Annotated in this window: 15 protein-coding genes and 2 pseudogenes; 3 read left to right on the top strand and 14 right to left on the bottom strand. The window is 40.0% G+C overall.

Features of this window, described 5'->3' with window-relative positions; genetic code table 11:
* The first annotated feature begins 338 nt into the window (after positions 1-338).
* A complete protein-coding gene (locus F7731_RS10370; RefSeq protein WP_151534705.1) occupies positions 339-1,343 on the top strand; it encodes an LCP family protein in 1,005 nt (334 codons plus the stop codon).
* 96 nt (positions 1,344-1,439) lie between these two features.
* On the opposite strand, the gene F7731_RS10365 is transcribed toward F7731_RS10370, so the two are convergent.
* From F7731_RS10365 to F7731_RS10335, 8 genes and pseudogenes are all read right to left on the bottom strand, one after another.
* A protein-coding gene (locus tag F7731_RS10365; RefSeq protein ID WP_151534704.1) for an IS3 family transposase occupies positions 1,440-2,998 on the bottom strand; the annotation gives its coding sequence in 2 pieces (ribosomal slippage) (positions 1,440-2,356 and positions 2,356-2,998; 1,560 coding nt in all).
* A 246-nt stretch (positions 2,999-3,244) separates the two neighbouring features.
* Positions 3,245-4,318: a polysaccharide pyruvyl transferase CsaB gene (gene csaB, locus F7731_RS10360; protein WP_151534703.1), complete on the bottom strand. Its 1,074-nt coding sequence runs from the start codon at positions 4,316-4,318 to the stop codon at positions 3,245-3,247.
* Positions 4,315-6,084: pseudogene (locus F7731_RS27275) on the bottom strand (DUF5693 family protein); the annotation flags it as partial. The pseudogene F7731_RS27275 and the gene csaB, both read right to left, overlap by 4 nt.
* Before the next feature lie 165 nt (positions 6,085-6,249).
* Positions 6,250-7,806: pseudogene (locus tag F7731_RS27270) on the bottom strand (putative polysaccharide biosynthesis protein); the annotation flags it as partial.
* A complete protein-coding gene (locus F7731_RS10350) occupies positions 7,803-8,537 on the bottom strand; it encodes a WecB/TagA/CpsF family glycosyltransferase (RefSeq protein ID WP_151534701.1) in 735 nt (244 codons plus the stop codon). The pseudogene F7731_RS27270 and the gene F7731_RS10350, both read right to left, overlap by 4 nt.
* Positions 8,538-8,780: 243 nt before the next feature.
* Positions 8,781-10,697, bottom strand: coding sequence for an S-layer homology domain-containing protein (locus tag F7731_RS10345; protein WP_151534700.1), 1,917 nt, complete (start codon positions 10,695-10,697; stop codon positions 8,781-8,783).
* A gap of 893 nt (positions 10,698-11,590) precedes the next feature.
* On the bottom strand, positions 11,591-13,498 hold the full coding sequence (locus F7731_RS10340) for a copper amine oxidase N-terminal domain-containing protein (protein WP_151534699.1): 1,908 nt from the start codon (positions 13,496-13,498) through the stop codon (positions 11,591-11,593).
* Between the two features lie 325 nt (positions 13,499-13,823).
* Positions 13,824-15,779, bottom strand: a complete 1,956-nt coding sequence (locus tag F7731_RS10335; protein ID WP_151534698.1) for an S-layer homology domain-containing protein — start codon at positions 15,777-15,779, stop codon at positions 13,824-13,826.
* Between the two features lie 272 nt (positions 15,780-16,051).
* Between F7731_RS10335 and F7731_RS10330 the strand changes: the two genes are divergently transcribed.
* Positions 16,052-16,756 (top strand): hypothetical protein, encoded by a 705-nt coding sequence (locus F7731_RS10330; RefSeq protein ID WP_151534697.1) that lies wholly within the window; start codon positions 16,052-16,054, stop codon positions 16,754-16,756.
* A gap of 144 nt (positions 16,757-16,900) precedes the next feature.
* Here F7731_RS10330 and F7731_RS10325 read toward each other — a convergent pair whose 3' ends face one another.
* Together F7731_RS10325 and F7731_RS26445 are read right to left on the bottom strand one after the other, a co-directional pair.
* Entirely contained in the window at positions 16,901-17,380 is a 480-nt protein-coding gene (locus tag F7731_RS10325) for a VanZ family protein (RefSeq protein WP_246197187.1), read from the bottom strand.
* Positions 17,373-17,534, bottom strand: coding sequence for a hypothetical protein (locus tag F7731_RS26445; RefSeq protein WP_170289677.1), 162 nt, complete (start codon positions 17,532-17,534; stop codon positions 17,373-17,375). The genes F7731_RS10325 and F7731_RS26445 overlap by 8 nt, the downstream gene beginning before the upstream one ends.
* 204 nt (positions 17,535-17,738) lie before the next feature.
* Here F7731_RS26445 and F7731_RS10320 point away from each other — a divergent pair, with 204 nt between their 5' ends.
* A complete protein-coding gene (locus tag F7731_RS10320; RefSeq protein WP_151534695.1) occupies positions 17,739-18,764 on the top strand; it encodes a C40 family peptidase in 1,026 nt (341 codons plus the stop codon).
* Between the two features lie 155 nt (positions 18,765-18,919).
* On the opposite strand, the gene F7731_RS10315 is transcribed toward F7731_RS10320, so the two are convergent.
* From F7731_RS10315 to F7731_RS10300, 4 genes are read right to left on the bottom strand one after another with little or no spacing between them, the layout of a single operon-like run.
* Positions 18,920-20,191, bottom strand: coding sequence for a M20/M25/M40 family metallo-hydrolase (locus tag F7731_RS10315; RefSeq protein WP_151534694.1), 1,272 nt, complete (start codon positions 20,189-20,191; stop codon positions 18,920-18,922).
* A gap of 26 nt (positions 20,192-20,217) precedes the next feature.
* Positions 20,218-21,516 (bottom strand): hypothetical protein, encoded by a 1,299-nt coding sequence (locus F7731_RS10310; protein ID WP_151534693.1) that lies wholly within the window; start codon positions 21,514-21,516, stop codon positions 20,218-20,220.
* The gene (locus tag F7731_RS10305) at positions 21,513-22,568 is read right to left on the bottom strand and encodes an ABC transporter ATP-binding protein (RefSeq protein WP_151534692.1); all 1,056 of its coding nucleotides are present in this window, start codon (positions 22,566-22,568) and stop codon (positions 21,513-21,515) included. Before F7731_RS10305 ends, F7731_RS10310 begins: the two co-directional genes overlap by 4 nt.
* 12 nt (positions 22,569-22,580) lie before the next feature.
* Positions 22,581-23,543 (bottom strand): ABC transporter ATP-binding protein, encoded by a 963-nt coding sequence (locus F7731_RS10300; protein WP_151534691.1) that lies wholly within the window; start codon positions 23,541-23,543, stop codon positions 22,581-22,583.
* Positions 23,544-23,550: the final 7 nt, after the last annotated feature.

Raw genomic sequence — 23,550 nt, 5'->3', positions numbered from 1 at the left:
ACAATTTAATGAAGATATTTTGACAAATTAATATGATCCTTAGTCGAATTCATTCGTTTGTATTCATTCTAGCGATTTTGATGTATCGTTCCACTTTCCTTCAAATTAAAAAAATAGTAGAATAGGAATGATCAAATTTTGAGGCAAATTGTCGAAACTGATAGAATGATATAAAGTGAAACTTCAATCAGTATGGTTTTCACTGATTGTTAGTTGAACCGATCGGGCTTTTACGGGCTGTTGACCCACTATTTTTGATTTTTTATTGCTAAATATTCCTGCAGTTAGGGTCTTATAGCCCGTTAATCTGCGAGAAATTATATTTGAGGAGCTAAAATATGCATAATAGACTGCAGAAGATAAAGGTTGAAAGAAAGAAAAAGCGCCGGAAACGCATTGCCCTGTTTATCGTTTTGCCGATTATTGTGCTCGGCTTTGCGACAGCAGCATTTGGCACACATTTATATAGCCAATTCAAAAAATCCGTTGCCGGTTCCTATGAAGAAATTGAAGGAAGAGAAAAATCACCGATAAGAAATGACGCTGTCAAAATTGAAAAGGATCACTTCTCTATGCTCGTGATCGGGGTGGATGACAGCGAAAAAAGAGGATTCGGGGATACGTCACGCTCTGATGCTCTTTTGCTCGTCACGGTGAATCAAAATGATCATACCGCAAAGCTCCTTAGTATTCCGAGGGATTCTTACGTTTATATCCCTGAGGTTGGGTACAATACGAGAATTAATCACGCCCATGCGTTTGGCGGTCCGAAAGCGACAATTGAAACGGTGGAGGAATTATTAGATATTCCGGTTGACTATTATGTACGCGTCAACTTCCATGCTTTCTTAGAAGTGATTGATGCATTAGGCGGCATTGAAGTGGATGTTCCTTTTACCATTACTGAGCAGGATTCCCAAGACCGGGCCGGAGCGATTACTCTTCAACCAGGACTTCAAACATTAAATGGTGAAGAGGCACTAGCCTTTGCCCGAACACGACATATTGACAATGATATTGAACGCGGCAAACGCCAACAGCAAGTCATAAAAGCAGTAATCCAAAAAGCTGCCTCTTTGAAATCCCTATCAAAATTGGATGATCTATTCGAAGCGGTCGGCTCCAATATGAAAACAAATTTAACCTTTAACGAAATCAAGTATTTAGCTGAATTCGGGATTAAAAATCGGATTTCCATTGATAGTTTAACATTAGAAGGAAGCGATTCTTATATGAATGGCGGCGCTTATTATTATCAGTTGGATCAAAAAGCGCTTGAAGAATTAAAAACGGAAATGCAAAATCATTTGGAAGTGAATGATAGTAGGCAGGAAATTGAATAGTACTAATAATTAGCCGTGATGTTAGGATATTGAAAAATGCTCAGAGCTTTTGAACTGCACCCTGTCAAGTAGACAGCGGAAATAATAAAAAAGAATCTAAGCGGCCTTTGTTCTATATTCAATAGGACTAAGGCCGTTTAGTCGTTTTTGATATCTATTATGGTTATAAAAATGTATATATTCATCTATCGCAAAAGATAGTTCCTCGAATGTTTCATACTTACTCAAATAATATTTCTCACATTTGAGCGTACTCCAGAACGATTCCATGGGACTATTGTCTATACATCTACCTACCCGCGACATACTCTGTGTCATCTTTGCGGCATCAATCCTTCGTTTAAATCCATGTGAAGTGTACTGGAAGCCACGGTCACTATGAATAATTGGACGTTCCACAGTCAAAATTGATATCGCTTGTTCAAGTGTTTTGAAGACGAGCTGATTATTATTTGAATGCCCAAGAACATAACTAACAATCGATCCATCATATAAATCCCGAATAGCACTTAAATATGCCTTTTTTGACCGACCATATTTAAATTCTGTAACATCTGTAACCCATTTATTATTCGGCTTTTCAGCTGTGAATTGGCGATTTAACACATTTTCTGCTACATGTTGAGGGGGTGAATGTTTATATTGTTTCTTCTTTACTCGAATGACGGACCGTAGTTTTGAGATTTTCATTAATCGGTATATCCTCTTATGATTGATTTTCTCCTTAAACTTTCGATTCATATGTAATGTCATTTGACGGTAACCAAAGGAACTATCTACTTTTTCATGGAGTGCCTTCATTTCTTTTATAATTTCTTCATTCTGAAGTTCCTTAGTAGATGGTGCACGATTAAGCCACTTATAGTAAGCAGCTCGAGAAATACCAGCGATTTCACAAAGTAAGATAATACTTAGATTTTCTCCCTTATGAAGCTCCTGGATCGCTATATACTTATCTTCGAAACGAATTTGGCTTACTTTCGCCTCCTTTCGATTTCCTCTAACTTTTTTAAGAATAGATTCTCTGCACGTAACCGTTCGTTCTCCCGTTCAAGTCGTTTCATTTTAAGATTGAACTTTTCTTCTGGTGTTAACTCTTGTTCTTCTTTGGTTCTGCCACGTTGATCCTTTAAAGCTCCTTCTCCACCAACTTCATATTTTTTAACCCATTGATAAACCTGATGATAAGAAACCTCATAAGTTTCTGCAGCCAATTGATAGTTTTTATTTTGTTCTAGGCAGTACAATACAATTTCAATTCGTTCGTTTAATGTTGTGTTTCTTCCCTTAGTCATAGAGCCACTTTTACCTTTCCCCGTATCCTTTAATTCTCTATGACTATTATACTCTTTTATCCACTTTCTCAAGGAAGAATCACTAGCTATATCGTATTTTCTTATAATCTCTCTTAATGAGTACTCCCCAGATATGTAGTCATGTACAGCCGCTATTTTTAATTCTTTAGAATAAGATTTCCATTTTTCGGATTCCCTCAGACCATCTACACCAAAAGTTTCATACTTATGTTGCCAGGACCTAATAGTTGACCAATCAACGTTATACATTGAGGCTAGATGATTGACTGAATAATTATCTTCATTAAGAAGTTTTAAAATAGCTATTTTTTCATCTTTGGAAAATGAACTCCTAGACACAAAAAATCCCCCTAAGATAAACATGTTATATTTTTTAACCTGTCTACCTTAAGGGGAGCATATCATTTTGTGCTCTGAGCATTTTTTTGGCTTGATTTACTTTTAAGGAATAGAATTGGGGTACATACCGCGGGCAGCTTCCTTTTTTAACCTTAGTAAGACTTTTACTCCAAAAAAAGTGTCCGTCATTACAACAATGACGGACACTTCGACTACTAATTTTCAGATTTTAGACCTTACGCATTTTCACGAGCGAAAATACTCAATAGACCGCTCCGCCGTTTCCATTGCGCTTCTTTGCAGTGGTTCGACTTTTTCCTTCAGCTTCTCAACAGCTAATGGCTCATCACGGAGGACTTGCTGAATGCAGTCATAAAGAAAGGCGGCATTCCAAGTATCCTCGTTGACATGCCCAGCCACCTGCTGGCTGCAAATATCCGCAAATGCGTCGATTTTCGGATCATAAGAGAGCGCCACAAAAGGTGTGTGCATAATCGATGAGAAGATTAGAGCATGAAGCCTCATGCCAACGAGCAAATTCGATTGGCCGATGATCGCAATTTTCTCCTCGATTGAATGGTCAAAAGGTGAGATATAGGCTTTACCCGACATGAGGGAAGCGACTTCTCCTGATGTCTTGTCATCATGCTCCCCATGCATCGGTACAAAGACAACATCCATCCCGTCTTCTATTGCCCTATCTAGAGTTTCTGCGATTTTCTTTTTAAAATCAACAGAGCTTGGCCAATCACGAACTGAAACCGTCAGAACTCGTCCTTGAAAATTTTGCTCTTCCCACCATTTGTTCGCACGACTAGAAATGCGCAAACCAAGAACAGGATCAGGAACGATATCCATCGAATTCTTCAAACCTATCTCTTCAAGAAGCTTTTTTGATGCTTCATCCCGAATTGTTATCTGTGTTTTTTTCAAAACATGCTTCACAATTTTTTTATTATAAGATTTGTGAATTGGGCCCATTCCTTGCGCATAGATGAACACTTTTTTTCCAACCATTTGGGCCAGCTTCATGATCCCCGTATAGTATGGGATTGACTTAAATCCAGTCTCATCCTGCAAAAGGCTTCCGCCGCCGCTAATGAGGCCGTCGGAATTTTTCAGAGCGGCAAGCACTTCTCCCAACTTCCAGCGATTCACCGCTTGAACTCCGTATGTGGCTTTTGTCTGTTCCGGGTTATTCGAAAGAACAGTGATTTCGACCCCCGGTTCAGCAGCCTTCAATGCTTGGATGATCGAAAACAATATCGCTTCATCGCCGACATTATCAAAACCGTAATAGCCTGACATGACAATTCTCACGCGAACCACCTCGGCTTAATTTTATTCATAAAGAGCGCGTGGCCTTTTTTGTATACAAGAATGAATATCCAGCCAATGATTAGACCAAGGATTAAACTATACACCGTTCGCAAAATCGAAACATATAACGGAATATGCAAATGTGTAAACGTATTGACGATCGATAAATAGCCGATAACTCCAGGAATTAGTAAATAGAAGCCAAGCTTTTTATAGTATGGGATGACATACAGGGCAAGGACGAAAAATGGCAAGCCAATGAGAAATTCCTTCGTTCTTGGTCGTACGTACATAGCTTCCTCGAGCTTTTGTCTTAGAACTAATTCAATATCTGAGACAGAACCTGCATTGCCTGTTCGGCTAATATAATAGAGGCCAATGACCCCAATGACAGCAATAAAGGCTAAATGCCAATACTCAACTCTTGTTGTTAACAGCCCCTTTATTTGCGTACGAATCGCATATAGGAACATGAACAGAATCGGGAATACGTAAATGAGCTTCACACCTCTGAATGCTTCTACTTTCACGAGGTATTCATTGCCATTTAATAGCGCCACGACAATGGCTATGCCCATCGCACTTATGAGCGCTGCCCTTATATAAGCGACAATAATATGCTTCATGCCCTTATTTTCCGAAACTGGTAAAATCGCAAAAACAGGGGCAATAATCGCTACTAAAAGAGCCGTTCCTTGAACGAGCAGCGTTTTATGCAATACGGCATATCCGAGAGCAAGTGCGAGCATGCCGACAAAGGCCAGCAGGAATAGTATGCGGTTGCCAAAAACACTTAGTGCTGCTAATGAAACGAAGAAAATCGCGGCAGCGAATGCTGCGACATAACTCCATGCTGGAATCGTAATTTTATTAAACATTTCAGCTTTCCCAGGATGGAAGATGGATGGCATGTCATGATGAACATCCGTGATAAAGCCCTCCATATTAATAAGCGAATTTTCTCCGCCAATATTATGTTCCATTCTTAGGAAGATTGCGCGAATATTTCTTTCCTTCACAGCGCGGATGGCACGATCAATTCCCTCTTGAGGGCTGTCCACCCGATTCAAATCTAAGCTATGCAAACGGATCACATTCATGTCCATTTGATTAGCCAATGTGAAAAAGCCTTTTTGATCGGCAAACTCAATGCCATAAACAGCAATATTTTTCTCTTTAAACTGGTTAGCATAAGCCTTGATTTCCTGAGGATTTGGGGATCCCGCCACCTCTTGTCCAAGGAATAAAACGCGGTTACTCTCCTCATCCGTCAATTCAGCTAATTGTTTAAAAATAAGATCATCTTTTAGTTCACCCATGTTCGGCATTCTAAAGATTACGGAAAGACCGGCTTGTTTAATTTGGCTAACGGTTTCAGGCAAATAGCCTAAAGGATTTTCCTCAGTTTTCTTCGCGATTCCTGGAATAAAGAGGAACTCCTTGTTTTGAATGTGAACCGCCTTCACATCCGTATCAGGAAAATGATCGGCAAGCTCCTTTGTCAATTCATTTTCTTTATTAATAAAGACATAAAGTCCCTCTGTTGCATCAAAATGATCAAGGTTATTATCAAATACAGCAATTTCCTTCATTCTTTCGGATGTGATGGCTGTCACATAGCCGCTTTTCTCTAAGCTGTTTAAAGTTTCAGGTTCAATACTTACGGCCTGCAAACCTGCTTGCTTTAGACGCTTGAGAATCTTCTCAACAGGAAGATCTGTGCCGTGTAAAGACGTGTCTTCAATATCTCCGTATGGGATAATCATTTCATAGGCATTATTTTTCCATTCCGCCTGATAGCGCTGGGCGATCCCCGGAATAGCCAATAATAGCGAGGCAATTAAAAGTCCCCATAAAAACTTTTTCAACTTTTTTCCCCCTTTCCCGAGGTTGTTCTTATTTACTGCATCTGCAGGTTGATTAGTGGATGATCTAAATAACTTTGACACGACCGGCAGCCCTTTAAGCTCCGCTATGCTGAAGCCTTTTGTCAAAATTAACATGATGAAATAAATGGCTGCTCCGATGGCGATGGCCGCCACTGTGTAAAGCAATGCTGTTTTTCTGCCCCATTGGTCGATATGAAAATACATCGTCGGCAAACCGATGGCCAGTCCCATAACAGCCGAGGACAGAACGATGGAAGTGACCTTTCTTCCCCAAAAAGCGAAAGGAATGGTTTTCCAAATAAAATAAGTATTCACGATAAAAATAAGGATATACACAAATAATGTCGAATAAGCTGCGCCAACTAATCCGAAAAATTTAACAAGGACAATATTGGTCACAATTTTGACGAGCACGCCGCCAACGATAATGTAGGCGCCCTGCTTCGCTAAATTCATCCCTTGCAGAACTCCAGTCCCTAAAATGGATAAGGAGGTAAATACGGAGCTAAGTCCAATAATGCCAAGGACATCACTGCCTTTAAGGTCGGTAAAAAGAGCCAAATTAATAGGAAGTGTCAAGGCAAACAGGCCAAACGCAGCCGGCCACGAAACAAGATGTGTCAGAAAATGTGTGCGCTCAACAATATCTCTTGCTTTCTTCTGTTTTTGCTCAGCAAGAGTCTTTGTAATTAACGGAATTAATGGCAAAACAATCGATGAAGAAAACACCGTCGCAATTTGGACGAGCGATAATCCTCTTCCATAAATCCCATATAAATAAGTAATTTCATTCGCCTTTTCCCCGGCATTTTTTAAACTCGATGGGATCGTGACGGAGTCAACGAAATTTAACAGAGCCATCGTAATAGCTCCGATGCAGATCGGTAAAGAAATATATAAAATATCTTTGCTCATCCCTTTGAAGTCGCGGAACGTGTAACGTTCTTTTATCCGTTTTGGCTTCAAAGGTGAGCGGTGAAATAGCCACTGCAAGTAAACAGCTGAAAGGAAAGCCCCAACAAAGGAACCAATCATGATCCCCCCTGCGATGACTTCATTGGAACGATTTTGCTGCACGAGAATATAGGCCGATAGCAAAATGATCCCTACTCTGATCAGCTGTTCAAGCACCTGCGAAACCGCAGTCGGACTCATATTTTGAAATCCTTGGAAATATCCTCTGTAAACAGCCATATAAGGTGCAATCAGCAAGGTGGCTGCCACGACAATTAGAGCTAGCCTCGTACTCTGCCCGCCGAGAACTTCTGCTATTTGGTGAGAGAATCCAAATATTAATGAAAAACTCGTAATCCCAAATAAGATCGCAAGAATCGTAGCAGTACGGTAAATTTTCCAAATCCGATTGTCATCCTTATGAGCGGCAGCCTCAGAAATCAGCTGGGAAATCGCAATCGGAATCCCTGCAACCGATAGAATTAACGCCACCATGTATACAGGATAAACGAGCGTGAAAATTCCAAGGACCTCGTCCCCCGCTATATTTTGAAGCGGAATCCGGAAGATGCTCCCAAGAATTTTCGACGCTAATGTGGCAATGGATAAAATAAGGGTGCTTTTGACAAATGTATTATTCATTATTTTTTCATTGCTTTCTCTTTAAGTATTCTGATCGCAAATCTTGGCAATGCAAGCATGCGTCCGAAACGACTCGGCTGCTTAAGGAGACGGTAGAACCACTCTAAGTTCGCCTTCTGCCAAATTTCTGGTGCTCTTTGAACCGTTCCCGCAATAACATCAAAGCTTCCACCGACACCGATAAAAATCCCTTTATCGAATTGAGGGAGATTTTCCGCAACCCATTTTTCCTGTCGAGGTACACCTAATGCAACGAAAATCAGATCTGGTTTAGTTTCTTGGATTTCCTTTTGGATGTCATTACTTTCCCAATCGAAAAAGCCATTATGTGAGCCGACAATTTGTACCCGTGGATAGGTTTTATGTATGTTGGCCACCGCTTTTTCAAGCGTTTCCTGCTGGGCACCAAGCAAATAGATTTTGAGCTCCTGTTCATTGCCCATCTTAAGCAATTCAATCATTGTATCATAGCCAGTTACTCGCCCAGGCAACGGCTGTCCCAATAGGCCTGCCGCTTTCACAACGCCAATGCCATCAGCAGTAATATAGGTAGCTTTGCGGATTAGCTCCATATAATCTGGCTCCTCCACCGCTTTCATCACAATCTCCGGATTAGCCGTCACGACGAACGTCTTTTCATTCTTTTGGATATGGCTATTCAGCTGCTGTACAAACTGAGATTGATTCATATTTATAAAAGGAACACCTAAAATGTCCACAAACTTTAAAGTCATAATTTTACTCCTATTCACGAAAAAGTTTCTTTTCTAATATACCATAAACCGACATAAAGTTTCACTCTTCAACAAGGGAATAGAGAGGCTTTTTGCTTTGGACGAGAAATGGAAGTAGAGTGCTTTTACCGTGGACTACCTTTTTCACTTTTACGGGTAATGAAACTCTAAAAAACACCTACACAACAAAAAAGAAGTAACACTTTTATATGTGCTACTTCTTTTTTTACAAGGAATCGTTATTTATTTTGCTAGAGGCATTTCCTTCACATACTCGCCAAGGGAGCCGTTTCCGTACACATGGCCCACTCGATTATTGATATCGTCTGAAATGATCTGATACCACATCGCTCCATCCTTTTGGGCCTTTTCTGTGTAGATAAATGGAATGCCGACAGTTTTTAATTCGTAAACCACCGGATTGCTTGTGCCATAGCCAGAGCGAACTTTCAATGATTCAACAGCGTTATTCGCTAACGGATATAGATTATTCTCTTTGCCGCCTAGGAAGCGATCCGCACGGTACATATGCCCAGCAATTCTTTCACCCCAATATGGATCAGAAGCATATTTCACGTTCATGCCGAAACTTTTATTCCCAACAACTGCTCCATTATAATACGCACCCTTTGGTGATTGGTAAGAACTTGAGACATACTTCGCGGCGGCCTCAATGGATTCAGCGAAGGAAGGGTAAGTTGCAGCACTATTATATGGATCAGAATCATAAGCCTTCATACCATATAGATTTTTCTTATCTTGAGCAATCGCGCTCGTTCCCCACGCACTTTCATGAATCGCGTGCGCCATTAAATAAAGTGCGTTCACTTCATATTTGGCTTCCATCTCTTTAAAGACTACGCCCGTTCCAGCTAATGGACTGTCAGGGAAATTCTTTTTGTAAGCGTCTGGATATTGCTCCGTTAAAAAGCGGTCAAGATCCTCTGCTGTATAAGGTGTTTTCGTGTGAAGCGGGAGGTTTATGAAATACGTATAGGCTTCTCCTGCCTTCGTCCCGCTTTCATTGTAATAATTCACGCCATCCCAGCTATAATATTTTGCACCAGCTGTCATGAATGAAGGAGCTTTGCCAATTAATGTTTCTGTAGATGCCTTTGTAAGTGGATTATATACAACATGGACTAATTCTCCACCTACCTGCTTATAATAGGAGCGTCCAGTAACGAGCGAGCTCGGGATTAAATTCACTTCATCAGGGGCAACATAACCTTCCGTATTCGCGATTAATACCTTTACAGACTTCTCAGTTGCATCATAGTACTTTAACTCCGTACCAGTTGCCACATACGTTCTGCTCACTCCTGATAAATCCGGTTTATCATAGATAACTGCCATCTTATTGGCTACTGCCAGTCCACTTTTAATATAAGCAATTGCATTTCCTCTTAAAACAACCTGGTTATCTACTACACTACTTTTCGCTTGGTTAAAATCACTAAATTCTCTAAGAACAACTGGTGTGCCATCAGCGCCGATAACTGCCACCTTATATTCAAGGTTTTTCGGCGGATTCAGCACATTGACCATTCGATTTAAAACAGCTGCCGTCTGGCCACGTGTAGTTTTCGTTTGCGGACCAAAGGTTTGATCAGCGTTCCCTGACATAATATTTAAAAATACTAATCTCTGAATCGCATCTTTGAAAATAGGATTTATTTTATCAACATCTTTGAAATCTAAAGTCGCTGGCATTGAATAGACAGATCTTGTCGAAAGGGCACGCATAATCATTGCAGCCATTTCTTGACGAGTAATTTCCTTATTCGGTAAAAATGTTTGATCAGGATATCCGCCAACAATCCCTGCCTTCACAGCGGCATCAACAGCAGCAAAATACCATTCGCCTGGTTTCACATCTTTAAACAAAGGCTCTGCCGCAGAAGCAATGGAAAATTCAGCTGCTTCGACAGGCTGCAATTCTAGTGTTCTTACGACAAGAGCAGCAAACTCCGCACGAGTCACTGTCTGATTCGGCTTATAAACGCCTGGGCCATACCCGCCTAAAATATTTTTGGCAATCAGAACTCTCATATCTTTCTCAAAATAATGGCCAGTAATGTCATCCGAAGCCGCATATGTACTTGGAACATGGATGAGGAGTAAAAAAACAGAAACAACCGCTAATAATAATCGTTTCATGACGACGCTCCTTTTATAGTTTTCTACTTACTAATCTAGCAAAATTCGACCATTTTAACTAGTTATTTATTGTAATACCTAATATTTCCATCAAAAACACTACTATTTTACTAGATTTAGGCTCGTGTGGAAGGTTGTTTGCGGAGACTGGAAAATGCGTGCTATGAAGTGTTCATGGCGATCGTTTTGAGTAGCGGGCGTGGAAAATGCGTGCTATGAAGCGGTCATGGCGTTCGTTTTGAGTGGCGGGCTCGAAAAATGCACACTATGAAGCTTTCATGGCGACCGTTTTGAGTGATGGCCTCGGAAAACACGTACTATGAAGCGTTCATGGCGTTCGTTTTGAGTGGCGGGCGCGGAAATTGCGTACTATGAAGCGTTCATAGCGATTGTTTTGTGTGGCGGGCTCAGAAAATGCGTACTATGAAGCGTTCATGATGATCATTTTGAGTGGCGGTCTTGGAAAATGCGTACTATGAAGCGTTCATGGCGATTGTTTTAAGTGGTAGGTGCGGAAAATGCGTACTATGAAGCATTCATGGCGATCGTTTTGAGTGATGGCCTCGGAAAACACGTACTATGAAGCGTTCATGGTGTTCGTTTTGAGTGGTGTGCTTGGAAAATGCGTGCTATGAAGCGTTCATGGCGATCGTTTTGAGTGGCGTGCTCGGAAAATGCGTGCTATGAAGCGTTCATGGCGATCGTTTTGAGTGAAGGTCTTAGAAAACACGTGCCATGAATAGGACATGGCGACAATTTTGGCTAACAGCTTCTGAAAACGCGCTCCATGAATCCGTTCATATCCATAACGTACATTCTTTAAGGTAAGAAAATAAAAAAAGCTGTCCAGTAGCCAGATCAACCTGACTAGGACAGCCCACTTAAATTTTTTCTTAATTTAGCGTCAATATATCAATCGCAACAGGAAGTGCCGAACCGCCGCTATGCATCAATTCAAGCTCGATTGTTTCGCTTGTACCATTGATTGTGAAGTCGCCGACATTCGCTACTTCTGATCCTGGATTGATCATCGGAATCATATACACTTTATCGTTATTTACTTTAACCGCACCGTTGTACATTCCGCCGCGTGCACCTAAGCGAACTCTCACTGTTTTCGCTTCTCCTGTATAGTTGGCAATTGGAATTTTCACTTTATAAGTCGCGCCATAATGACCAGGGTTTTTGACAACATCATATTTTCCTTGGCCGAGGGATTGTTCTACAGATAATAAATTATCTGTTGCCCCATTTGAAATGCTATAGGCCACTTCCGCAGATCCAGCCTGATACACAGGAAGCTCTGTCACAATCTGCGAGCTTTTCCAAACGCCGCGCGGATGTGAGTTAATTTTGTCAGTCGGTACTGGAGGAAGCTTAATATCGGTTACATCTTCCCCATACTGTGAAACTACGACTCTCACTTTATAAGAAAGGTTGCCTGAACCAGAGCTTTTCTTGACTGTAAAATCGGTTAAGAAACCGAGTAAGAAATCGTTTTCAACCCACATATCTTTAATAACCACGGTTTCATTTGCTTTTACAATCGGGGATGTCATATTGATTGATGGCAGCTTATTGCTTAGCAACGCTTCCGCAAGTGGTAAACCAACATCAGTATGAGACCAACTGCTCGATCCGGAACGTGCCATCCCTTTTGCATTCAACACTTCTAAATTATTTGTCTGTGATAAATTCTCAATCGTAATGCCTACCTTCACTCTTTTCCCTAGCTGATTCACATGCCAGCCATACACGCGATGATCCATTTGGTTTTCCCATGTATCAACATGATCCTCCCAAATCGTCGCATTTTCAAAGCCGATCGTATTTGAATTTAAATTCTCGGGATTATCGCTCACCATCAGCCTTCTATTGCCGCTAAAGGAAGCAATCGCGACATTCGTCGGTCTGACAATGTCAACGGCTTCTTTTTCAAGAAACGAGCTTCTAAGCTTTGATCGATTGATTGTAATTCGGACTTCCGATGTACCGGGAGTAATATTCACCGAGCCACCGAAGAGGTCTGTAATATAACGAACAGGTGCGTAAATCGTCCCGTTGTGGAAAATTGGATAGTCGTTTGTCGTTACATATTTCCCATTAACCTCAGCATGATTTTGATTGACAAACATGGTGATGCTTGCTCCATCCATCGTGATATAGATTTCGTCATCATATCTAGCCCTCTCAATATCGTTGCCCATCTCGTCTAAGAAAGACTCGAGCGGAACATAGATCCGATTATTTAAGTTAATTGGCGGAGTATCAAGGGATAGCTCCACATTGTTTAAAAAGACAGGAATTACTTTTTCCGGCTTCGAAGGTGGTTCAGGCTTAGGCTGACTGCTGCTATTCGTGCGAATAGTTACTTGCTTAGTTGAGCTATTCCAATCTACTTGACCATTGAAATTCTCCCCAATAAATCTTAATGGCACGAGTGTTCTTCCATTAAGAATAAGTGGCGGAACATCTAGCTTTTGCTCTGTTTCATTTACATAAGCTAATTTTGAGTTGACCTTCAATTCAATCATTTGATCATCTTTTGTAGAGCTGACTACTTTTGTCGATTGATCAAATTGCACATAAGCACCGAATGCTTCGAATATGGCTCGAAACGGAACAAGCACACGGCCATCCTTAATTTCTGGCGGAACATCAAAATTGATTTTCTTTCCGTCTAACGTAACCGTAATCGCCGACTTCTTTTCCGCGGCTTCCGCCTGGTTAAAAGGAATACACAAACTAAACACGAGAACAAGGGCGAGCAAGCTGCTAATGGAACTTCTAGTTTTCTTCAACAGTTAAACCTCCATATTTCTATTAAGATATTCTTGAAGTAAGGGTAAAAAAAATATAAATCTACCAATCATCTGAACTTCTTTATATTACCATTTTTACAGGGAGTTTAACAAACTATTACATTATTGGGATTTGGTAGTTTTTGTTATAGTGAATAACTGCATTCAACCTTGCAGTAAAATGTTATCGGGTTTATTCCACTTCGCTAGTGATTACTTCGTACATGAAGGCTTGTTCAATAAATCCGATGACCAATTAGTTTTACATAGAAAAAAGCTGCCTCTTAGCCGAATAGACGACTTAAGAAACAGCCCTTTTAAAAAATTAGTTCATTAATTTAGCAGATTTTAAGAAATTAGCAAGGATTTTTGCCATTTCATCACGTTGTGTATAGCCTTTAGGATCAAATTCTTTCGTATCGCGGCCAGATACGATATCTGCTTGGTAAACTGCTTCAATTGCTTTTTTGTTCCAATCTTGAAGCTTGCTAGCATCTTTGAAGTCAGCTACAGTTTTCTTGCTATCTAACTGAGAATTATCATAGTTTACAAATGAAAGGTTCATCGCACGCTCAATCATTACAGCTGCTTCAGCTCTTGTAATTTTGTTCTGCGGAGCAAATTGATTGCTGCTCACACCTTTGATGATACCATGCTTCACAGCGGCCATAATTTCGCCATTTTCATTGAACCATTCTGTACCTTTTACATCTTTAAATGTGCCGTCATACTTTTCAGCAGGTAAGCCTAGAGCACGAACAAGTAATACTGTAAATTCAGCACGAGTCATATGATCAGCAGGAGCATATTTGTCAGCCGCTTTACCTTTAACGATTAATTTATTTGCTAGTGTTTCGATATAACCTTTTGCCCAGCTCTTATCTGTAACATCTTTAAAAGATATATTGTTTTCAACAACTGTATATTTAGAGTTTGTAAGAGATTTAACTGTTGCATTTTTGCCATTAAAGATAGTAGGAATAGAAGTAAGCGACCCATCATTATTAATACGAACAGCAACTGAGTTTCCTTTGCTGAAATCTTTAGAGCCCATGATCACACGGTCAACATATGTGCTAAATGCTGTGATTGCTTCTTTCTTATCACCAGCAACAGCGAAAATTTGGAATTCTACTACTTCTGAAACTTTGTTTTTCACGTCTGCAGAAACAACATTAACAGAAATGTCAATTTTCACATCACCAGCAGCAACACCTAATTTTTGAGCTAGAGCTGAAACATTGATCTCTGAAACTGGCAGCTTGTACACTGCTGCATCTGTTTCAATGGAAACAACAGCTTTGCTGTTTTTCTTAGCTGCTTCTGTAAATAGAGATGCAGGAATCTCAGCAACTGCTTTTTTATCACCTGATACTTTTTCAAGCTTAACAGGAATTACGTTGTTTGTTGCTGTAATTAAGTTCACGATTGCTTGAACTTTATCAGCAAGGATTTGTGTTACTACATCGTTTCCACGGTTTTCAATAGTTGTTGAGCCAGGTGGTAGTTCGATTGGTGATTCAACGATAGCGCCACCACCACCGCCACCGCCAGTACCAGAATCCTTACTAGCTTCTTTAATTCCAGCAATAAATGCTTCACGTGCAGTCTTATCTTTATCAACTGCATTAACGATTTGTTGTACTACTGACTTTGCATTGTCTTCATTTATTATTTTAAAAAGGGCTATAGCAACATCAAGACTTTTAATCGCTTCACTTTCCAATGAATTATAAAATTCATCATAATATTTTTCATTAGTTGCGTTGCTTGGTAACTTTTTTACTCTTTTAATATAATCTGATTCTACTTTTACGATGAAATCCGCTAATTGGTTAACAGTAATTTTCTGATTAAATACAGTGGCTACATTGTCACGTTGTGCATCTTTAAAATTAGAAAGAGTAGTTTGGAAGTCTCCTAAACCACCTAGACTAGCATCTGCAAATAGCTTTGCTAATGCAACTAGAAGATCTCTTTCATCACCAGTTGCCTTACCTGACCGCGAAAGTTCGTCGGCAAGTTTGTTCCATGTATCTGTATTAATAGCACTTCCATCATTTAATTTTTGGCTTGCAGTTCTTAACGCACTTTTTTGTTCAGGCTTAAGTTTCTGATAAATAGCATTTAATTCGTTAATTAAATCTGTTTCTGCATCTGTAAGATCAGAAGCCTCAACCTTCACCGGCGCCGAAATCGCGCTTGCTGCAAATGGAGATAGGGCAATAGAAGCAGCTAGCATTGCTTTCATTGCTTTGTTACTAAATGGATACTTTTTCATTGTGTCACCTCATGATTTTATGTACTCTAATTTTGTATGTAAATTACTACCAAGTTTACATTTACCAAAATTTTCTCCGATTCTTCCATCAGAATACCAAATATCTAAAACTTATTCAATATAAACCAGGTTTTTTTACCTATTACTCTTTATCTATAAAGTTCTCAATTATTTCCCACTTTAGTTTATCTTATCTATTACAATTACTATTTGTATGATATATTTTTATAGACAAAATATGCTAACTAGGTAGAAAGGAGCACTTTCTCTCAATGAAAAAGAAATGGAAAATATTTCTATCGATAGTCGTTCTCTTGTTATTAGTTGCGGGAGGGACGATTTATTACTTTTTTGAAATGAAGGAGTATGATGTGGCCGATGAAAATGTAGAAGAAATCATCGACTCGGAATACGATATTGTTTTGCCTGGTGATCAGGAAACAGTAGAAAACGCTGTTGATTCCGAAGGACAGTCTGTTGAAACGAGCACCGGAACGGAAACGGGTGCGGAAACAGGAACGGACTCATCTGGTGAAAACGGATTAAGTTCAGAAAATCCATCAAACTCTCCTGAAAAAGGTAGTGAAAACAAAGGTCCAGCAACGAATAACACGGAAAACTCCGTTACAGTTGCATCCATAAAAAATAAATATAGGCCTTCGTTTGAAAGTCTGCAAAACCAGGCGAACGCAAAGATTGATTCCCTTGTGGACACGGCCTATGGCGAATATAAATCAAAAAAGAATAATGGCGAAAGTATTTCATTTGCTTATTTCTATCAGAAATATACCGGTGCGGGTAAAGCTTTAGAGGAAAAAACGGACGGTGCATTCAAAATTATTTATCAAGCACTGCAGGATGACTTAAAAAAGCATGATTTCAGCACTTCTCATGCTAAAGATTTCTTGCAAGAATACGAGGCAGCTAAATCTGCACGAGAGTCGGCTCTTTTAAATAAAGCGAAAGAAGCGTTATAAAATCATTCATGTTTTTGCGATTTTAACTTAGATGTGAATGTCGTCGGTTTCATTTCATTGCGGCTAGTGATTACTTCGTACATCAAGGACAAGTTCTGCCGAATCCGACGACGATTTAGTTTTACACAGGAAAGGCACCGTTCTCTACTTTTTAATATAGTAAAGAATGGTGCCTATTATTATACCAAACATTCCACCTAAAGAATCGAGCATGACATCCTCAACTAATGGAGTTCTTCCTCCCGTCAAGCTTTGGTGGTACTCATCAAAAGAAGCATAGATTCCTACTAATATAAGTGTAATGATAATCGCGCTCCTCCCTTTCATTATTTTACTAAATGCTCTTAGCGTAAAAAAGCCCAGCAAACAGAAAACAATAAAGTGAGCGCCTTTTCTAATAAAAAATTCAATTAAATGATAGGTTCCTAAAGTCCCGATGCTAATTTCCTTCCCGCTATACCGAAAAGAAATATCCGCAAGGAATGCATTCACTCTATCCTTTTCAATATATTTCTCCAATAATGGTATTAAGCTTTGATTCGAATAAGGCTGGGACGAGAAATAAAAAATAAGGCCCCCTACGGCCAGCATCGGAAACCATATTCGCAGAAATGATTTAAGCATATTCAAAGATAAGACTCTCTAATTTCTCTGTAATTTCTTCTAAATATTGATGAATGGAAATATCGTTATTTGTAATGCCAGATATGTAAAACTCATGTAGCAGCTCCGCAAATTTTTCCATAAGAAGCGCATCAGATCCATTTTTCCCTAACATTTTTCAACACCTACTTATATTCCTTTTCGACGTATTATAGCATGCTTTTTCACTAACAGCCTATAAAATACTTTTTTTGACATCAGTCTGCGATTTTCGACATAGGATAATCATACCATTTTAATATCTTTATGCTACAAAATCTTCCTATATATGATAGAATAGATACAATTATTAGCCATTTAATGGAGGGAGGGACGAGAAATGAAGATAAAAGTCGCTGCTTCTATTGCAACAGCTGTCATTCTATCAACCTCTTTTACGACAAATGCGTTAGCATCTACATACATAGTTAAAAAGGGTGACACGCTTGAAGCGATAGCAAAAAAGCAGAATGTAGCAGTTAAAGAGATTAAAACTTTGAATAACTTAAAGTCTAATGCGTTATTTGTCAATCAAACACTTAATTTAAAGCCGACAACTTCGGCAGCCTCGCAAAATAACGTATCAAATCCAGCGGCCGCACAAAATACATATACAGTCATTAAAGGTGACAACCTGACGAAAATTGCCAACATCTACAAGCTTACGGTGTCTGAACTAAAACAATGGAACAGCCTGCCGAATGATAGTCTGTTTGTTGGTCAGAAATTACTCGTTTCAAAGCCAACTGCCATTGCACCAACCAAGCCGGTAACTGTAACACCAGCTACACCTAAAGAAACAGCCTCCTCAACTAGCCAAGACGAATATATCGTCCAAAGCGGGGACAGCTTGTCAAAAATAGCGTCAATGTTCAATACGACGATTGACCAAGTAAAAGCAAAGAATGGCTTAACTTCAGATTTAATTTTTGTCGGTCAAAAATTAACGATTACTGGCGGTAATGCCGGCCCAAGCGAAAACAAAGCTCAGGATGCACAAACATCTAATAATCTTTTAATAAAAGAGGGAATGGCGCTGCTAGGAACTCCTTATTTATATGCGGGCTCCACTCCAGCTGCCTTTGATTGCAGCGGATTTATTTACTATGTGTTTAATAAAGCGGGGATTTCCGTTAATAGACTTTCATCTGAAGGGTACTATAGCCGTGCTTTTTATGTTGACACGCCTCAGGTTGGGGATTTAGTTTTCTTTGCGGATACATATAAACCAGGGATTTCCCATATGGGGATCTATATCGGGGATCAGCAATTTATTCATGCCGGCCCTACAAATGGCGTTGAAATCGCGAATCTCAATGAAGCATATTATAAGAAGCATTTTGATGGATTTAAGCGGTTTTACTAAGAAAAAGGCGCAAACACCTGCATTATTTTGGTGTTTGCGCCTCTTTTGTTCTATTAAGTGTCCACCCTGGGCGGAGGAAAATGCCATTTGTCTACGAGCGGTGTCTGACACCGTTTTTTGCCATTTGTCCACGAGCGGTGTCTGACACCTTTTCTTTAATAAGATCTTCTCTTTAAAAGAGGCTCTGAAACATTCTCTAATCCGACAAGACCTAATACGGTTAAAAGTATTTTCTGTACTCCTTGATAGGCATCTTTCGGGTCAAAATATTCATTTAATGTGTGGTATCCCCCTGAGGCTCCCCCTCCGCCAAGAGTTACTGCTGGAATTCCTAAATGAATCGGAATATTGGAATCCGTACTAGAAGCTTCTGCTAAAACCGGCTCAAATCCAATAGCTGATGTTGCTGCAGCGGCTGCTTGTACAATTATTGAATTAGGCATTTGAGAGCCTGCTGGTCGATCCCCGACCTGTTCAATATTTACAGTTATGTCATTCGATTTTTCCCAACGGAGATTTTCTTCATCTGCAGCAAGTTTAATAATATTTAATACTTTTTCTTCTAATTTTAATAACTCTTCTTGAGAATTTGAACGGATATCAACAAGCATTTCACTCTTTTCAGCAATAGTGTTAATAGATGTTCCACCACTAATAACGCCAACATTAAATGTTGTTTTAGGATTTGAAGGAGTCTCGATATTTGCTAGTTTACTAATGGCTCTTCCCATTGCATGAATGGGACTTGGCGTTCCGAAGTTTCCAAAACTATGACCACCAGGGCCATGATAAATGACCTTATACCTTTTACTGCCTGTACCAAGGTAAGTAATTCGATCTGGCTCTCCAGGCTCTATCGAAATAAACCCATCAATATCGTCTCTATTTTTGAATAAAGCCTTTACACCTCGTAAGTCCCCCAGACCTTCTTCCCCAACAGTTGCACCAATAATCAAATCTCCTACTGTTTGAATATTTGCCTCATTTAATGCTCTAGTTAGGGAAAGAACAACCGCTAATCCTCTACCGTCATCCGCAATTCCGGGAGCATGTACTTTCCCATCAATGATCTTTGCTTTTGTATCTGTTCCTTCAGGGAATACAGTATCAAGGTGGGCACATACGACTAATCTTGGACCAGCTCCGCTTCCGGGACGAATCCCAAATACATTTCCAACCTCATCTACTTCGATATCGCGAATTCCAAGGGCCTTCAGCTTCTCTTTATAATAATTCCCTCTTTTTTCTTCCAAAAAGGTAGGTGCTTCAATAGCAGTAAGTTCAATTTGCTCTTCAGTTGTATGATCATTATCAGCCTTCAAAAAAGAAAGGCATTTCTCCACTTGTGAATTGGAAATCAGCATTTTATATACATGTTCAACACTTTCAGTAATGATTGGTTTTTTCACAACTGTTTCATTAAACATTAGTATCCTCCTCTTCATAAATAACTCTATAACATGAGTGTATAAACCTTTTTCGGTCTGCCCGGTTTTCCCGTAGATTCTTCTTTACATACTTGAAGCAAGCCCATCTGCTCTAGTTCGTTTAAAATTCTCCGTGAGTTTCTATCAGTATTTTTTAAAAGACTTGTAATCAAATCACTATCGAAATGCTCAATACGTTTCAATTTAATAAAATGATAGATTTTTGCCGGGATGGTCGGGGTATAATTGTTTTCTTTCATTACTTTTTTCCATGAATCAGGCAGATTTTCCACTGTAAAATAGGTTGTATTTTCTTTAGATAAATCGATAACCTTTTTCTCCTGATTGACGAAGGGAATGCTATGATTACTTAAACTGTCAAGGCTTTCAAACGCAAGCCCTACATGTTCCATCGCACTGTCAATCGTATAGCCGGAACCGATACCCACCTTCAAGTTTAACGATGTCTTCAATTCGAATTCCTTCACTAAATCATTTAACGACTGACTCGAATTAAATAACTCGACATCCCCATATGTAGTGTAAATATGAAAGCGGTCATCCTTGGCTTCGGATAAAACACCATTCAGTTTTTCAGCAACGCTCACTAACTCTAGTTCCGCTATCAATTTATTTTTACGAGATTCATATACATTTCGAGAGTCTAACGCGGTAGGATCCGCAAGTTCAAATCCCATAATAGCAACCTTGGATTTTTGATAAATTTGGCTTTTCGCTCTCGAGACAAGCAAGTTAAATACATTTTGAATAGCCAAATGGGATGGAACAATCCGGTAGCAAGGAATTCCCCTTTTTTTCAACTCGTCATAAACAGTTAATAAACAAGTTACCGCAACTTCTGTTTTCTTCTTAATATAGCTCTGCATATGGAAATCAATTATTTCCTCATAAGTTCTAAATTGGTTATAAGGCAATAGCTCAAAGTGGAGTGAATTCAGATTATATTCCCTTGATACGAGCTGGACTGTATGTTCATTAACACTATCTAAGCTCAACGCTGTTGTTACTTCTCCGCGTTCCAAGAAAATTTTCAAGATCGTGCCTAGAAGCCCCATGCCATGTAACTGAGGGTAATATCCTTCCTCTTCCGTAATCCATCCGTTGTGAAGAGCATAATAATACGGCGTTTGTCCCGAGAAAATCCACTGTGTTACATCATACCGATTATTTTGTATTAAATGCTCAAGCTCATCACTATGAAAATATTCAAATTCGACTAACTCAATACGTGAATCCTCTATCGCCACTTCCTTTATCTTATCCAAAGAATCCCTTGGACCGATTGCACCTATTCTTATTCTCAATGATCTTCAGCCTTTTCAGGAAATATCGTCGGGAGGACATTCGTATCTTCATTAAGTAAAGGGTAGTGACATGCTACAAAATGCTTCGGCAGGACTTCTCGGTAAACGGGACCTTCTGTTTTACATAAATCAGTTGTATACAGGCATCTCGGGTGGAAGTGGCAGCCTGTCGGCGGATTGCTCGGATTTGGAATCTCCCCTTCGATCAGCTGATGTTCCTTTCTAAGCCTTGGATCTGGAACTGGAACCGAGTCAAGGAGTGCGCGAGTATAAGGATGAAGCGGCCTTTCAAATATTTCATCCCTATCTGCAAGCTCGACCATTCTGCCGAGATACATGACCCCGATCCGATCGCTAATATGGCGGACTACTGGTAAGCCGTGCGCGATGAAAATATAAGTAAGATCCAGCTCCTTTTGCAGCTTTTTTAAGAGATTCAATATTTGCGCCTGAATCGATACATCAAGTGCTGAAACTGCTTCATCACACACAATCACCTTAGGTCTCAATGCTAGCGCTCTAGCAATTCCGATCCGCTGTCGCTGTCCTCCGCTGAACTCGTGAGGATATCTTTTCAGCTGATGTTCGCCAAGCCCAACTAACCCCATTAATTCGATTACCTTTTCCTTTAATTCCCTTCCTGATGCAATCTTATGAACGACTAGCGGTTCACCGATAATTTCTTCTACTGTCATTCTTGGATTCAGAGAAGAATAAGGGTCTTGAAAGATGACTTGTAAGTCCCTTCTTGCCCTTCTTAACTCCTCCTGACTTAGTGCCGCGATGTCTTTATTATTAAAATAAATATGGCCATCCGTTGCATCCAGCAAGCCAAGCATGAGTTGACCCGTTGTCGACTTTCCACAGCCCGACTCACCGACAATCCCAAGCGTTTCCCCCTCATACACTTCAAAGCTGAGGTTATCGACCGCTCGAATTAAGGAGGTATTTTTCTTTATAAAGCCTTTCGTTATTTCAAAATGTTTCTTTAGATTTCTGACTTCCATAATGATTTTCTTTTCTATTTCGTTTCTCTCTTTCACTGATTCCATCCAATTCGCCTCCTATACTTTGATACAGCGTTTCGCATGGAATTCACTAACAAATTCCAGCTCGGGATGAATTCTCAAACATTCCGCGTCCGCAAATGGACATCGCGGATGAAATTTACAGCCAGATGGCATTTGAGCCGGATTCGGCACTGTTCCTTCTATAGAATAAAGCTCATCGACAACGTCATGAATTTTCGGAATCGAAGCCATCAGTCCGCGCGTATATGGATGTATAGGGTTTTCAAACAGCTCATAGACTGGAGCTTGCTCAACCACTTCCCCGGCATACATAACAATGACCCGATCAGCCACTTCCGCCACAACTCCTAGATCATGCGTAATCATTAAAATACTTGTTTTTCCTTTTTCTTTTAAATTGCGCATTAGCGTTAGAATTTGTGCCTGAATGGTTACATCGAGGGCAGTTGTAGGTTCATCCGCTATCAATAATTTCGGGTTACAAGATAATGCCATCGCGATCATAACCCTTTGACGCATGCCACCAGATAGCTGATGAGGAAAACGGCCCATCACCTTTTCCGCATCAGGAATTCCGACAAGCTCGAGCATTTCGATCCCTTTTTTCTGTGCATCGACCTTCGTCATTTTATTGTGAAGGATTAACGTTTCCCTTAACTGATACCCAATTGTAAAAACCGGATTTAATGCCGTCATCGGCTCTTGGAAGATCATCGACATTTCATTGCCGCGGAGAGATCGGTACTCTTTTTTGCTTATCTTGCGTAAGTTTTTATCTTTGAACGTCAATTCACCTTCATACACTTCACCGTTAGGTGGGAGTATCCCCATCAAAGCAAGTGAAGTGACACTTTTCCCGCTTCCCGACTCACCTACGATAGCCAAAGTTTCGCCCTCTTGCATATCGAAAGTAACCCCATTAACTGTCGAAACGTATCCATCCTCGGTTTTGAAACGGACTTTGAGATCTTCTATTTGTAAAAGTGTGTTGCTCATATTCCCA

The organism is Cytobacillus depressus (assembly GCF_008923245.1).
GTDB lineage: Bacteria > Bacillota > Bacilli > Bacillales > Cytobacillaceae > Cytobacillus > Cytobacillus depressus.
This window is presented reverse-complemented; position numbering and strand designations above follow the sequence as displayed.

Bases quoted from the DNA above. Each gene is read 5' to 3' on its own strand.
- F7731_RS10370 (WP_151534705.1), top strand. From the start codon at position 339: ATGCATAATAGACTGCAGAAGATAAAGGTTGAAAGAAAGAAAAAGCGC.
- F7731_RS10350 (WP_151534701.1), bottom strand. From the start codon at position 8,537: ATGACTTTAAAGTTTGTGGACATTTTAGGTGTTCCTTTTATAAATATG.
- F7731_RS10345 (WP_151534700.1), bottom strand. From the start codon at position 10,697: ATGAAACGATTATTATTAGCGGTTGTTTCTGTTTTTTTACTCCTCATC.
- F7731_RS10335 (WP_151534698.1), bottom strand. From the start codon at position 15,779: ATGAAAAAGTATCCATTTAGTAACAAAGCAATGAAAGCAATGCTAGCT.
- F7731_RS10330 (WP_151534697.1), top strand. From the start codon at position 16,052: ATGAAAAAGAAATGGAAAATATTTCTATCGATAGTCGTTCTCTTGTTA.
- F7731_RS10325 (WP_246197187.1), bottom strand. From the start codon at position 17,380: ATGCTTAAATCATTTCTGCGAATATGGTTTCCGATGCTGGCCGTAGGG.
- F7731_RS26445 (WP_170289677.1), bottom strand. From the start codon at position 17,534: ATGTTAGGGAAAAATGGATCTGATGCGCTTCTTATGGAAAAATTTGCG.
- F7731_RS10320 (WP_151534695.1), top strand. From the start codon at position 17,739: ATGAAGATAAAAGTCGCTGCTTCTATTGCAACAGCTGTCATTCTATCA.
- F7731_RS10315 (WP_151534694.1), bottom strand. From the start codon at position 20,191: ATGTTTAATGAAACAGTTGTGAAAAAACCAATCATTACTGAAAGTGTT.
- F7731_RS10305 (WP_151534692.1), bottom strand. From the start codon at position 22,568: ATGGAATCAGTGAAAGAGAGAAACGAAATAGAAAAGAAAATCATTATG.
- F7731_RS10300 (WP_151534691.1), bottom strand. From the start codon at position 23,543: ATGAGCAACACACTTTTACAAATAGAAGATCTCAAAGTCCGTTTCAAA.